Origin of the sequence: Aeromonas enteropelogenes (assembly GCF_020097295.1) — a bacterium.
Taxonomy (GTDB): Bacteria; Pseudomonadota; Gammaproteobacteria; order Enterobacterales; family Aeromonadaceae; genus Aeromonas; species Aeromonas enteropelogenes.
On the sequence record NZ_CP083625.1, the window covers coordinates 4358805 to 4372835 of the forward strand.

At 59.5% G+C, this 14031-nt stretch carries 11 protein-coding genes; 6 read left to right on the forward strand and 5 right to left on the reverse strand.

All coding sequences use genetic code 11. From position 1 onward, the window contains the following. Window positions 1-37: 37 nt before the first annotated feature. The 3 genes from narQ (at window position 38) to LA321_RS20090 (ending at window position 3068) form a co-directional block, all read left to right on the forward strand. On the forward strand, window positions 38-1750 hold the full coding sequence (gene narQ, locus LA321_RS20080; RefSeq protein ID WP_042072842.1) for a nitrate/nitrite two-component system sensor histidine kinase NarQ: 1713 nt from the start codon (window positions 38-40) through the stop codon (window positions 1748-1750). Continuing rightward, window positions 1750-2388 (forward strand): two-component system response regulator NarL, encoded by a 639-nt coding sequence (narL, locus tag LA321_RS20085; protein WP_026455821.1) that lies wholly within the window; start codon window positions 1750-1752, stop codon window positions 2386-2388. Before narQ ends, narL begins: the two co-directional genes overlap by 1 nt. Window positions 2389-2492: 104 nt before the next feature. Next, on the forward strand, window positions 2493-3068 hold the full coding sequence (locus LA321_RS20090) for an LON peptidase substrate-binding domain-containing protein (protein WP_026455820.1): 576 nt from the start codon (window positions 2493-2495) through the stop codon (window positions 3066-3068). A 237-nt stretch (window positions 3069-3305) separates the two neighbouring features. Here LA321_RS20090 and LA321_RS20095 read toward each other — a convergent pair whose 3' ends face one another. Next, window positions 3306-5402 carry an ATP-binding protein gene (locus tag LA321_RS20095; RefSeq protein ID WP_042072844.1) on the reverse strand — a complete coding sequence of 699 codons (2097 nt, stop codon included), beginning with the start codon at window positions 5400-5402 and terminating at the stop codon, window positions 3306-3308. Further along, the gene (locus tag LA321_RS20100) at window positions 5399-6604 is read right to left on the reverse strand and encodes an FIST signal transduction protein (RefSeq protein WP_042072845.1); all 1206 of its coding nucleotides are present in this window, start codon (window positions 6602-6604) and stop codon (window positions 5399-5401) included. Before LA321_RS20100 ends, LA321_RS20095 begins: the two co-directional genes overlap by 4 nt. Window positions 6605-6717: 113 nt before the next feature. Here LA321_RS20100 and LA321_RS20105 point away from each other — a divergent pair, with 113 nt between their 5' ends. Then, on the forward strand, window positions 6718-7632 hold the full coding sequence (locus LA321_RS20105) for a gluconeogenesis factor YvcK family protein (RefSeq protein WP_042072847.1): 915 nt from the start codon (window positions 6718-6720) through the stop codon (window positions 7630-7632). A gap of 34 nt (window positions 7633-7666) precedes the next feature. Here the strand turns inward: LA321_RS20105 and LA321_RS20110 are convergent, their stop codons facing one another. The 3 genes from LA321_RS20110 to lpcA all read right to left on the reverse strand — a co-directional run bounded on the left by LA321_RS20110 (window position 7667) and on the right by lpcA (window position 9810). Further along, complete coding sequence (locus LA321_RS20110) at window positions 7667-8002, reverse strand: Hpt domain-containing protein (RefSeq protein ID WP_026455815.1); 336 nt, start codon at window positions 8000-8002, stop codon at window positions 7667-7669. Between the two features lie 306 nt (window positions 8003-8308). Further along, window positions 8309-9100 carry a class II glutamine amidotransferase gene (locus tag LA321_RS20115; protein ID WP_026455814.1) on the reverse strand — a complete coding sequence of 264 codons (792 nt, stop codon included), beginning with the start codon at window positions 9098-9100 and terminating at the stop codon, window positions 8309-8311. A 131-nt stretch (window positions 9101-9231) separates the two neighbouring features. After that, complete coding sequence (lpcA, locus tag LA321_RS20120; protein WP_026455813.1) at window positions 9232-9810, reverse strand: D-sedoheptulose 7-phosphate isomerase; 579 nt, start codon at window positions 9808-9810, stop codon at window positions 9232-9234. Window positions 9811-10068: 258 nt separating this feature from the next. Between lpcA and fadE the strand changes: the two genes are divergently transcribed. Continuing rightward, window positions 10069-12525 carry an acyl-CoA dehydrogenase FadE gene (gene fadE, locus LA321_RS20125; RefSeq protein ID WP_042073359.1) on the forward strand — a complete coding sequence of 819 codons (2457 nt, stop codon included), beginning with the start codon at window positions 10069-10071 and terminating at the stop codon, window positions 12523-12525. 144 nt (window positions 12526-12669) lie between these two features. Next, window positions 12670-13944, forward strand: a complete 1275-nt coding sequence (locus tag LA321_RS20130; RefSeq protein WP_042072849.1) for an amidohydrolase — start codon at window positions 12670-12672, stop codon at window positions 13942-13944. Window positions 13945-14031 lie beyond the last annotated feature (87 nt).

The window sequence follows — 14031 nt, forward strand, 5'->3', positions numbered from 1 at the left end:
AAGAGGTAATCCACACATTCCGGAGACTTTTGGCATCATGCAAAAACGGTTCAGGGTCCGCTCGGTCAGCAGTGCCATCGGCCGATCCATGATTTTGATCCTCTTCATGGCCAGTCTGATCGCGCTGGTCGCCATGGTCACCCTGTTCTATTCGGTACCCGACGCCAAGGCGATCAACCTGTCCGGCTCCCTGCGGATGCAGGCCTACCGAATGGCCTACGAAATCGAGCAGGGTGAGAGCGTACTGGGACGCCTTAACCAGTTCGAAGAGACGCTCCATGCCAGGGAGTTGCAGGAGACCCAGCGCTGGATCACCCCGGCCTCCCTGCGCCGCACCTATGGTGAGGTGGTCAGCCAGTGGCAGGAGATGCGCCAACATATCGAAGATCGGACTCCCAGACGATATACCGACAACACCGAAAAATTTGTGGCTGCCATCGACAATTTCGTCAACCAGATGCAATACCACGTGGAGTTCAAGGTACGCATGCTGGCGCTGGCCGAAGGGTTGGGGTTGCTCTCCATCATTACCATCGCCTGGTTCACGGTGCGCTTTACCCGCCAACAGGTAGTGGCCCCCCTCAATCAGCTGGTCTATTGCGCTCGCCAGATCCAGCGCCAGGAGTTTGATCTGATCCTGCCTGCCCACCGAGACAACGAACTGGGCGAGCTGTCACGGGCCTTTGGCACCATGGCGGACGAGCTTGGCAAGCTCTATCGGGAGCTGGAGAACAAGGTCGAGGAGAAAACGGCCAAGCTGCAGCAGGCCAACGACACCCTCTCGTTTCTCTACAGCACTGCCCAGAAGCTGCACACGGCCCCGCTCAGTACCCGCACGCTTATCAAGCTGCTGGATCGCGCCGCGGCCCACCAGCATATCGATTACATCCGCCTGACCCGTTTCGAGAACAACGTCATGCCGGTTTACCTTTCCGGTCGCACCGGCTGGCCCGGGGATCTCGACGCGGTAGCCAGCTTCTATCTGCAGATGGATGAGCAGGAGTTTGGCCGGCTCGACATCATCAGCCAGCATCCCATCGATGAGCGCCTCATCAAGAACTTCACCATGTTGCTGGCCCAGGTGCTGCACAAGGATCAGACCCTGCTGCAACAGCAAAGGTTGCTGTTGATGGAAGAGCGCGCCGTCATCGCCCGCGAACTGCACGACTCGCTGGCTCAGGCCCTCTCCTACCTCAAGATCCAGTCCACCCTGCTCAAGCGCTCCCATGCCAAGGGCCAGCAGGAGAAAGCACTGGAGGCGATGCAGCAGATCGACGAAGGGCTCAGCAACGCCTATACCCAACTGCGCGAACTGCTCGGCACCTTCCGCCTGACCATAGGAGATGCCAATCTGGGTGAAGCCATCCGGGTCATGCTGGAACAACTGCAGCCCCAGACCACGGCAGAGATCCGGCTTCATTATGGTCTGTCCGACACGGATCTGGAGGCTGGCCAACATATTCATATCCTGCAGCTGATCCGTGAGGCAGTGCTCAATGCCATCAAACATGCCCATGCACAAGTGATTGATGTTAGCTGTCAGACCCTCGCAGATGGTAATATTGAGGTTCAAATTTCAGATGACGGTGTCGGTATTGGTCTCGCCAGCTCAGCGATCAACCACTACGGTTTGAGCATTATGAACGAGCGCGCCAGCAAGCTGCATGGCCTGCTGACCATCAGTGAACTGCAGCCACAAGGCACCCGGGTGCATCTGACTTTTCCCACCAGTCTAACGAGAGACGCTTGATGGACGTGATGAAATACAGTGTTCTGGTCGTAGATGACCATCCCCTCATGCGCAAAGGGATTGTGCAGTTGCTGGCTCTGGAAGAGAACATGGATGTCACCGGCGAAGCTTCCAATGGTACCGATGCCGTTGCCCTTGCCAAAGAATCCGAACCGGATCTGATCCTGCTTGATCTCAACATGAAAGGGCTATCCGGCCTCGACACCCTCAAGGCGTTGCGTGCCGAGGAGATCACCTCGCGGGTAGTTATTCTGACCGTCTCCGATGCCCGCCAAGACGTGGTGGCCCTGCTCAAGGCCGGCGCCGATGGTTACCTGCTCAAGGATACCGAACCCGACCTGCTGCTGGCCCAGCTGGCCGACGTGATGACCGGCAAGCAGATCCTGAGCGAGCCGCTGCGTCCCTACCTCGAGAACATCTACGAGCTGGATCACCTGCAGCAGAAACTCGAAAGCCTCACGCGTCGCGAAATGCAAATCCTGCGCGAAATTGCAAAGGGACTCTCCAACAAACAGGTGGCTTCCGTCCTCCATATCTCCGAAGGCACGGTCAAGGTGCATGTGAAGAGCCTGCTGAAGAAACTCGAGGCGCAAAGCCGCGTGGAAGCGGCCGTCATGTATCTGGAGCAGCGCAACTAAGCGCCTTCCCTTCCCTCTAAAAGCCACCTTCCGGTGGCTTTTTTCATTCTCTGGCACAGTCGCTGCATTGTCTTATCCAGCAACTACTCAATGGAGGATGGAACATGAAAATTCAACCTTTGGCCCTGTTCCCCCTGCCTTCCCACATACTTCCGGGCGGCAAGCTGCCTCTGCGTCTCTTCGAGTCCCATCATCTGCAGATGCTCAAGGAATCGTTCATCAACGATCAGGGCTTCGGCATCGTGATGGAAGAGTCGACCACCTCGGGACAATCCGGCCGGATCCTGCCTGTCGGCACCCGGGTCAAGGTTACCGATTTCTACACCCTGAACGACGGATTGCTGGGCGTCACCGTACTCGGTCTGGAACGTTTCTGCATCCATGAGATGGAGACGGATCCGAGCGGTTTGCGTCGGGCAAAAGTAGAAATGCTGCCCAACTGGCCCAGCATCCATTCGGACTTCAACGACAAGTTGCTGGTGAATCGCCTGCGGGAGGTCTTCGAGCAGTATCCGGAACTGGATGAACTCTATCCCGAGAAACGGTTTGAAGATGCCTCCTGGCTTTGCCAGCGCTGGCTCGAGATCTTGCCGATGCCGATTTATGAAAAGCAGATGCTGATTGCCAAACAAAACAGCGAAGCGGCTCGTCAATTTCTGCATCGTCTGATTTCGCAGTGATAAAAAGCCTTTGCAAAATGCAATTATTCCGACAATGAAAATTCATTATTCGCATTTTGCAAAAGGCAGGGAGATGAAAAAGAGAGAGCCGTTGCGCTAATCGGCCGAATTGAACACAAAAAGAGTCATTAAAAGTTGGCACAGATTTTTCATACAGTTTAATACAACCCGATTTATCCCGTGCTCTCTTCAGTATTTGCTGAAGAACTGGTCAACCTAACAAGTTGACCATTTTTTTTACCCGCGCTCCGGCAATCGCAGACTGAAATGGCGCGCCAGGCACTCCCGCAGCCTCGCCAGGGTGATCGGTTTGGCCAGAAAATCATCCATCCCCTGCGCCAGACAGCTCGCCTTGTCCTCTGCCATCGCATTGGCCGTCAGCGCGACTATGGGGATGGTCACCCCTTGCGCACGCAGTCGCCTGGTGGCTTCCAGCCCATCCATCTCGGGCATGCGCATATCCATCAGGATCAGATCCGGCAGCTGCTCTTCCACCAGTGTCAGTGCATCCAGGCCATTGGCGGCCAGGCGCACCTTGCTGACCAGTTTTTGCAGCATCAGGGAGACCACCAGCTGGTTGACCGGGCTGTCTTCCACCACCAGCACATCCAGTGGCAGCAAAGTCTGGGCACTCTCTTCCCGTACCGGTTGACAATGACAGGGCTGGGCCATGCCGGGGAGATCAAACCAGAAACAACTCCCCTTGCCAGGCTCGCTCTCCAGCCATATCTCCCCTCCCATCAATGCCACCAGACGTTTGCTGATGGCAAGCCCGAGCCCAGCGCCGGAGAAGCGGCGCGTCGCCGAGTTGTCGACCTGAGAGAAGGGTTTGAACAGCAGGGTCTGATCGGCCGCAGCAATACCAAGCCCGGTATCGGTCACGGACACCCTCAACATCTCGTCATGCCACTCCAGCCGCAAAACGATCCGGCCCTGCTCGGTAAACTTGAGGGCATTGTCCAGCAGGTTGCCGATCACTTGCGACAATCGCATCGGATCCCCCTGCAACGTCTGTGGCACCGCCTCGTCTACCTGGCACAACAGTTCGATGCCACTGGCCTTCGCCCGGGGTAGCAAGGGTTCGATGATCGATTGACACAACCCGACAGGTTGCAGACTTTCGCACTGCAGCAACAAGGTCTGGGACTCGATTTTCGAGAAATCGAGCACATCGTCAATGATGGTTTGCAGCAGACGGGCAGAATGGGTGGCATGGCGCAGCAGCGCCTGCTGATCGCTAGACAATTCGGCATGCAGCAACAGATCGAGCATGCCCAGCACCGCATTCATGGGAGAACGGATCTCGTGGGTCATCATGGCCAGGAACTGGGATTTGGCCCGGTTGGCGGCTTCCGCCTCATCACGAGCCCTGGCCAGCTCCTCTTCCCGCTTGATCTGATTGCTGATATCCCGTGCCGTCCCGCGATAGCCGAGGAAGTAGCCGTTCTGATCCATGTTGGGTTCCGCGTTCACCTCCATCCAGCAGGCTCTGTCCTGCAAGGCCACCAGAACCCGTGCCGCCCGTAGTGGCGCCCGCTGCTCAAGCAGCCGCAGGTAGCCCTGGGATTCCGGACTCTGCTTGTTGTAGAGATAGTCATGCAGGGTTGGTTGGGAGGAAGGGGTAATGAACTCCTCCATGTAACCCGGTTCGGAGGCAAAACTGAGGCGATGCTCGGCATCGGTTTCCCAGAACCAGTCGGAAGCCATGGCGGCAAAGCTGCGAAAACGACGCTCACTGGCCTGCAATGCCTCGGTTTTGGCGGCGACCTGCTCCTGCAAACGGGCACGGTAGGTGATATTGACCAACGCCTGGGCGATGAGCGGACGACAGCGTTGCATCGCGGCCTTGCTGGTGAGATCGAAGGTGCCTGCCAGGGAATGGCGACAGATGAGAATGGCGGTAAAACCCGGGGCCTGCAATCCGGTCAAGAGCAGGCTGGCCCAGCCAGGTTCACAGGCCAGAGGCGCCAGCTCGGGCAGCAGGGAGGGATCGTAGATCACCAGGGTTTCGCCGGCGATAGCCCTGGCAAACGCCGGCGTCATTGACCAAGAGCGCCCCTGCTCTCCCGTCTCGCTGCTCAGGTGGGTAATGCCCTGTTCTCCCTCCCAGGCCACCACATCCGCGTGTTCAAAACCGATGAAGGGTCTCAGTACCTCGATCAGACTCTCCAGTACCCGTTCTAGGGTCTTGGCATCAGCCAGGGTCTCTACCCCTTTGAGCAGAGTGTGGGACTCGTCACGGTACCTGGCTTCACGTTCACGGCAACGGGTAAGATCGACCAGAGCGGTTTGCAACTTTTCGCCCAGCGCCTCCAGTTCACCGCTCTCCATCATCTTGTCGCCTGTCCTGTGTCATTGGTCAGAAAGATCACGCTCGATACCATCAGGTTGCCATGAGCCAGCTCGCCATGGGGCAGCCGCCCCTGCTCCCCGAAGGTAAAGGGGGTGATGAAAGGGATCTGGCCAAGCCGGGCCTGACTCTGCTCCACAAACTGATACAGCATATCACCCAGCGCCAGACGGCAACCAGCACAGAAGATGATCAGCGCCCCGACGGGCTGCAATCTGGCATCGACACCGTACTCGGGATCGATCCGGATGGCACTGAGGCTGCGCTGCAACAGCCCTTCCTGACTGCTGTACATCAACCACAGGCGCTCGCCCACGGTCACGTCGGTGAAAAGACGTAGCCCACCTCGCTCCGTCACGGCTTCGGGATGGGAGAGTTTGTAGTAGGGGACGCCATCCAGGGTACCCACCTGACGGGCCAGAGGGGTCAGGGTGCTCTCGTGCAGGATGGGGCCCACTGTCCAGGATTGCTGCCGGCCACACCAGCGGGCATACACCTCTGCGGCAGGCTCATGCTCGATCGTCAACACCTCGCGCCCATCACAGGAGGTGATGGCACCGTTGCTCTCGGCAGGTACATAACCGGAGTGAAACTGGAAGGCCAGCTGGCAGTCAGGATAAAGCACCGCCAGCGCCACCCCCTGCTTGCTCTGCCCTTCACTCCAGCAAAGTTGCCAGTCGCCACTCACCTTGTTGTCCGCCGCCGAGCCACCGACCACGGGCACCGAGTGACCAAACTCAGCTTCGATAGAGGCAAGCACTTCCTCCTCCTGGCCCGGGCTGGCATGAACCAGAACAAGCTGGGGCAGTTCGCCCGGGCGGCCGCACTCGAGCATGGCCTGGCGCAGCAACAGGCGCACATCGACAGGTTCCCCCTCGGCGCCGGCAACGCCATAAGCCCCTTTCTCATCATAAAAAGCAGCCACTGCCACGCCATGCTCCTGCCTGACATGATGTCCTATTTCGGTCATCACGCCACCGCAGGAGCTGCACCCCAGCAAGGGGGTCGTCGGAAATTGACGCCCAAGCTGCTCACGCAGTACTGCAGCATCATGGGCCTGGGTAAAATAGACCAGCAACAGGGAAGGCGCCTGCATGACATGGTGATGAAGCCGCGCGCAGATATCTTGAGCCGCCAGCAGGGAATTTTCCTCAAGAGAGTGAACGGTCAGAAAGTTCAACACCATCTCCTTGCGTTATCGGATTCATGTCGCAAGCAAAAGTCATACCCTTATCAAGTAATTAGCTGATATTCCTTGCTAACATAACCTTCTATCAACCCCAGTGACAGGATGCCCTCATGTGGCAAAAAAACATCAATGACTTCGATCGGGTCGTTGCCATCGGTGGTGGCCACGGTATGGGCCGGGTGCTCTCCGCCCTCTCCTTCCTCGGTCAGCGGCTGACCGGTATCGTCACCACCACGGATGATGGCGGCTCAACCGGCCGTCTGCGCAAGAGCCAGGATTGCATCGCCTGGGGAGATCTGCGCAACTGCCTGAACCAGCTGGTCACCGACCCCAGTATCGGCAGCCTGCTGTTTGAGTACCGCTTCGCCGGCCGTGGCGAACTGGCAGGGCACAATCTTGGTAACCTGATGCTGCTGGCACTGGACAATCTCTGCGTCCGCCCTTTGGATGCTATCAAGCTCATCAGTGACATGCTCAAAATTGAATCACAATTGTTACCCATGTCCGAATTACCCACCGATCTCTGTGCCCATATGGACTGCGGCAACCAGATCCTGGGTGAGGTCTCCATCGATCAGCTGGCCACTCCCCCCCTCTCCTTGAGCCTGATGCCGGAAGTGCAGGCTACCCGCGAAGCGGTACAGGCGCTGCAGCAGGCTGACATGATCATTCTGGGCCCAGGCAGTTTTCTCACCTCCATCATGCCGCCGCTGCTGCTGGCGGAGATCGCCCAGGCCATCAACGAAAGCAATGCCATGGTGGTGTTTATTTGCAACCTGGTCGCGGAAAAAGGACCTGCCGGCCAGCTGGATCTGGCCAGCCAGTGCCGCTGGCTGGAATCCAGGATCGGACATGGCCGAATTGATGCCATTCTGGCGCCCTTTGGCGCAGGGGAAGGGGGAACATGGCAAGGTCGCCTGATCGAAGCCGATTTGGGCGAGACGGCATTGCCCCATCGCCATGACCGGCTGAAACTGAAGCTGGCGCTGGACAAGACCATAGGGCACCTGCTCAACCAGCGTTAAGACGCCGCCACTGCCGTGTGGCAGTGGCCGGTTTTCAGTGGTAATCGGCCAGAAAGGCCAACACCTGTGGCAGAGAGTGTTCGAGTTGCTGCAGCTGACGCGCAGCCTCGTCACCATCGGCCTGCTTGCACGCCAGCTCCAGCGCCATCACCTGCTGATAGCTCGTCAGGGCACCATAGCTGCCGCAGGAGGATTTCATGCTGTGCGCCACCCTGGCCAGCGCCTCCCAATCCTGTTGTTCATAAAGTGGCCTGAGCTGACTCAGCTGCTCCCCCACCTCTTCGATAAACACGGTTATCACGACCGGCAACATCTCCTGACCGATATCGTCAGCCAGCTGTTGCAACACCTTGCGATCCACCCACTCCATGCGAGGCCTCTCAAAATGGTATTCAAACAGACCATACTATAGATAGTTTTCGGGCCACGGACGCCCGGACAGCTCACCTGAGACCGGCAAACTGCTTCAACATCCAGCCCAAAAGACGAAAAACGTGATCGGGCTCAAAATATCAACACGCTTTGACAGCAATGCAAAATAACATCATTGCAACAAATTAACATTCAAGTAACACTGAGCATCATCAGAGTGATGATGCTCAGCAACACCTCTCATCCCTTTTGCCCTTTATGGCTGCTGCGAAGAACCAGGGTAGGTATCTACCCTGGTATTTTTTTATTGGCCGATCTCGTCGTGATTGCTGGCGATACGCTCACCCAGCCGGAACAAGTTGAACTCACCAGGTTCCATCTTGACCCAGTGCTCATTCCCAGTCAGCGGACGAGTCGTGATGATGGTCACCACGTCATTGGGGGTCGTCTCGCTATGAAAATCGATCACCACCTCTTCATCCAGCAGACTCGCTTCACCAAAGGGGGCACGCCGGGTCAACCAGTGCAGATTGTTGGAGCAAAAAGTCATCACATACTCCCCGTCCGAGAGCAGCATGTTGAACACCCCGAATGCCCGCAGCTCGTCACACAGGGTAGCGAGGTAGCGAAACATGGCGGGGAAGTTGGCCGGTCGCCTGGGATACTTCTGCTCCAGCCTGTCGAGCAGCCAGCAGAAGGCGTGTTCGCTGTCGGTATCCCCCACCGGCCTGTGCCGCCCGGTGGCCAGCCTCTTGTAGCCGGTCAGCTGACCGTTGTGGGCAAAGGTCCAGTACCGCCCCCACAGCTCGCGGGTAAACGGGTGGGTATTTTCCAGCGACACGCAGCCCCGGTTGGCCTGGCGGATATGGCTGACCACGGCGCAGCTCTTGATGGGCAGCGCCTGTACCAGCCTGGCGATGGGAGAGTGGGCACTGGGCTCGGGATCCTTGAAGGTACGAAACCCCTTCCCCTCATAGAAGGTGATCCCCCAGCCATCCTTGTGGGGACCCGTCTTGCCACCACGCAGCATCAGACCGGTAAAACTGAAGCAGATATCGGTCGGCACATTGGCGCTCATGCCGAGCAGTTCGCACATATCTGGACCACTCCTTCCTTGACTACTTGTTCATCTGGCTGGCTTGGCAGAAAAGCATAGCCTTTGCATCAAGCCGCTTGTCCAGATTGGCGATGCCGGACAGGCACACTCCTGCCCGGCGTCACTATCACTTACTTGGCCATCTCTTTTTCGACCAGCTGGATCAGGATGTGGATCACTTTGATGTGCACTTCCTGAATGCGGTCGGCATAACCGAAGTGTGGAACGCGGATCTCCACATCGGCCAGACCTGCCATCTTGCCACCATCCTTGCCGGTTAAGGCGATCACCTTCATGCCCTTGGCACGAGCCGCCTCGATGGCCTTGAGGATGTTGCCGGAGTTGCCGCTGGTAGAGATGCCGAGCAGCACGTCACCACGGCGGCCGACAGCCTCGACGTAGCGGGAGAAGACGAAGTCATAGCCAAAGTCGTTGGAGACGCAGGAGAGGTGGCTAGGATCCGAGATGGCGATGCCGGCATAACCCGGACGGTTCTCGCGATAGCGGCCGGTCAGCTCCTCGGCAAAGTGCATGGCGTCGCAGTGGGAGCCACCGTTACCACAGGAGAGTACCTTGCCTTCCTCTTTGAAGGAGTCAGCCAGCAGCTTGGCGGCCGCCTCGATATTCTTCAGATTCTGCTCATCGGCCAGGAAGGCTTGCAGCACGCTGGCGGCTTCGGTCAGTTCATTGCGGATCAATTCTTGGTACATGATGTCTCTTCCACTTTTTTAGTGTGCGTGTAAGTCGCCGCTATTCTCGCACAAGGCAATCCCGTCGTCGCCCCCTCCCTAGGCAGGTCGCGCCACAGGCTGGCCTGCCACGTTACGGGGATCACAGTCGCAAGGTAATGAGCTTGTAAACAACTTGATAACTTTGTGCGTATGAATTACAACAAGGGCCAGACCAAACAGGTCAGACCTCTGGATCAGTTACGCCACATTGGCAACCTATCACGCAAGGAGCAAGCAATGACGACGACCCTCACTCTGCTCGGGGTGATCCTGGTTATCGGAGCCCTGGCTTATCGCCGGGCATCCCTGTTCATCTCGACCCTGGTAACCTTCGCCGCCCTTATCATCGGGGCCCTCTACGGTCATGTGCCCTTGCTGGTATGGGCCCTGTTTGCCGTGGTTGCCATCCCCCTCAATCTGGCGGAATTTCGCCGCAACCAGCTGACCAAGCCGCTGTTCAAGCTCTACAAGTCCATCATGCCGGAGATGTCCCGCACCGAGAAAGAAGCCATCGAAGCGGGCACTACCTGGTGGGAAGCCGACCTGTTTGCCGGCAATCCGGACTGGAAGAAGCTGCACGCCATCCCGGTCAGCACCCTGTCGACAGAAGAGCAGGCCTTCCTGGACGGTCCGGTGGAAGAGGTGTGCCGCATGGTGAGCGACTGGGAGGTAACCCACGAGCGCGCTGATCTCTCCCCCGAGGTGTGGCAATACCTGAAGGACAACAAGTTCTTCGCCATGATCATCAAGAAGAAGTACGGTGGCCTGGAGTTCTCCGCCTACGCCCAGTCCTGCGTGCTGCAAAAGCTGTGCGGCGCCAGCGCCGTGCTGGCCTCCACCGTCGGCGTGCCCAACTCCCTGGGCCCGGGCGAACTGCTGCAACACTATGGCACCGATGAGCAGAAGGATTACTACCTGCCTCGTCTCGCGGTCGGCAAGGAGATCCCCTGCTTCGCCCTGACCAGCCCGGAAGCGGGTTCGGATGCGGGCTCCATCCCTGACTTCGGCATCATCTGCAAGGGCGAGTGGGAAGGGGAAGAGGTGCTCGGCATGCGCCTGACCTGGAACAAGCGCTACATCACCCTGGCCCCCATCGCCACCGTGCTGGGGCTCGCCTTCAAGCTGCGTGACCCGGAGCATCTGCTGGGGGAGGAAGAGGAGCTCGGCATCACCTGCGCCCTGATCCCGACCCACATCAAGGGAGTCGGCATCGGCCGTCGCCACTTCCCGCTCAACGTGCCGTTCCAGAACGGCCCGACCCAGGGCAAGGACGTCTTCGTCCCGCTCGATTTCATCATCGGCGGCCCGGCCATGGCCGGACAGGGCTGGCGCATGCTGGTGGAGTGCCTCTCGGTCGGTCGCGGCATCACCCTGCCCTCCAACAGCACCGGTGGCGTCAAGATGCTGGCCCTGGCGAGCGGCGCCTACAGCCGCATCCGTCGCCAGTTCAAGCTGCCCATCGGCAAGATGGAAGGCATTGAAGAGCCGCTGGCCCGCATCGGCGGCAACGCCTATATCATGGGCGCTGCGGCCAACCTGACCGTGACCGGCATCGACCTTGGCGAGAAGCCCTCGGTCATCTCCGCCATCGTCAAGTACCACCTCACCGACCGTGCCCAGAAGTGCATCATCGATGCCATGGACATCCACGGCGGCAAGGCCATCTGCATGGGTCCCAACAACTATCTGGCCCGCGGCTATCAGGGTGCCCCCATCGCCGTCACGGTGGAAGGAGCCAATATCCTGACCCGCAGCATGATCATCTACGGCCAGGGCGCCATCCGTTGCCACCCGTACGTGTTGCCCGAGATGCTGGCGGCCAGCCACCCGGATCAGGAACAGGCCCTGAAAGACTTCGACAAGGCGGTGTTCAGCCACGTCGGCTTTGCCATCAGCAACCTGGTGCGCAGCTTCTGGCTGGGTCTCACCGGTGCCCGCTTCGCCGCCGCCCCCTATGGGGATCAGACCAAGCGCTACTATCAGCAGCTCTCCCGCCTCTCCGCCAACCTGGCGTTCCTGTCAGACATGGCGATGGGCACCCTGGGGGGCGAGCTCAAGCGCAAGGAGCGGGTCTCCGCCCGTCTCGGCGACGTGCTGAGCCAACTCTATCTGGCCTCCAGCGCTCTCAAGCGCTATCAGGACGAGGGTCGTCAGCAGGCCGACCTGCCGCTGCTGCACTGGGCGCTGCAAGATGCCCTGTTCAAGGCACAGGAGGCGATCGATGAGCTGCTACGCAACTTCCCGAACCGCTGGATTGGGTTGGCTCTGCGCGTCATCGTGCTGCCGCTGGGCCGCGACATGAAGCGCCCGAGCGACAAGCTGGACAATCAGGTGGCCCGCCTGCTGCAAACGCCGAGCGAAACTCGCAGCCGCCTGGCCAAGGGACAATACCTCACCCGCGAGGAGGGCAACCCCTTCGGCCTGCTGGAGCAGGCACTCGATGACGTGCTGGCCGCCGAACCGCTGTTTGACAAGGTGTGCAAGGCCGATGGCATCAAGCGCCCCTTCCTGGCGCTGGACAAGGTGGCCGACATCGGGCTGGCCGCCGGCGTGCTGAACCAGAGCGAGGCCGACCTGCTGCGCCGCGCCGAAGTGAGCCGCCTGCGCACCATCAACGTCGATGATTTCGACCCCATCGATCTGGTGGCCAACAAGCAGCTGTTTGAAGCTTCCGCTTACCATCACGCGGCCTGAGTCGCCGCTCTGCCAATAACGCCTCCCACCGGGAGGCGTTTTTTATTCTGTACGGTGGCGACAAAGCGCCAGCCGCCTCCCTCCTGTTCTTGATCACAAAAAAAGGCACAATAGCCGGCAGTTCAAACACACAAGGAAGCCGAGATGAGCCTTGAGCACCTGATCCAGTGGCGCCGCGATCTGCACCGCCTGCCGGAAGCCGCCTGGAAAGAGTTTCGCACCACCAGCCTGATCGCCCACCACCTGAGCGGACTCGGCTATCACATCGTGCTCGGTGACAAGCTGTTGGCCAGCAATCTGGTGATGGGGCGGGATCTGGACGTGGCGGCCGAGAAAGCCCGCGCCCGCCGCCAGGGGGCGCATCCCGACTGGCTGGATCGCATCGGTGACTTTACCGGTCTGATGGGAGAGCTGGACACCGGCCGCCCCGGCCCGACGCTCGCCTTTCGCTTCGACATCGATGCGGTGGAAGTGGAAGAGTCCGGCGACGAGCAGCATCAACCGCAGCGGGAAGGGTTTGCCTCCCACAACAAGGGGTGGATGCACGCCTGCGCCCACGATGGCCACACCGCCATTGGCATGGGGCTGGCCAGCCGGTTGATGGCGATGAAAGAGCAGTTGGGGGGGCGCATCAAGCTCTTCTTCCAGCCTGCCGAAGAGGGATGTCGCGGTGGCAAGGCGCTGGCGGCCGGCGGGGCGCTCGATGACGTGGATGCCCTGCTCTCCCTGCATATCGGTATCCACGCTAGCAGCGGCGAGCTGGTGATCAACCCCACCGAGTTTCTCTGCTCCACCAAGTTCGATGTGCACTTCATGGGTACGGCGGCCCACGCAGGTCTTGAGCCCAACGCCGGTTGCAACGCACTGGCCGCCGCCTGCATGGCCACCAGCGCCATGCTCGCCATTCCCCGCCACCGGGATGGCATGACCCGCATCAATATCGGCCAACTCAACGGCGGCAGCGGCCGCAACGTGATCCCCGATCATGCCGAACTGCGCGGCGAGACCCGCGGCGCCGACAGCGCGTTGAACGACTACATGTTCGGCCAGGTGCAACGCATCGTCGAAGGGGTTGCCATGGCCCACGGGGTCACCTACCAGATCATCAAGCAGGGCGAGGCCATCGCGCTGGACAACAGCCCCACCCTGCAGGTCGAACTGACCGCCCTGGCCCGCCAGCTGGGGCTCGCCACCATCCAGACTCGCCGCTTCGGCGCCAGCGAGGATGCAGGTTTCCTGATGGAGCGGGTACAAAAGCAGGGGGGCGAAGCCGCCTACCTGGTGCTCGGAGCCGATCTCGCGGCGCCGCACCATCACAATGCCTTCGATTTCGATGAGCGGGTGATGCAAAGCGGGGTCGATCTGCTGGCCGCCTGGGTGCTCGCCCGCCAGGACACACAGCCAGCGGCGGCGCACTGACAAGCGCAGCAAAATGTCATATAGCAGGATCAAAAAAGGCGCCCTGGGCGCCTTTTTAACGACTGCATCGCAATGGATCCCGGAGCG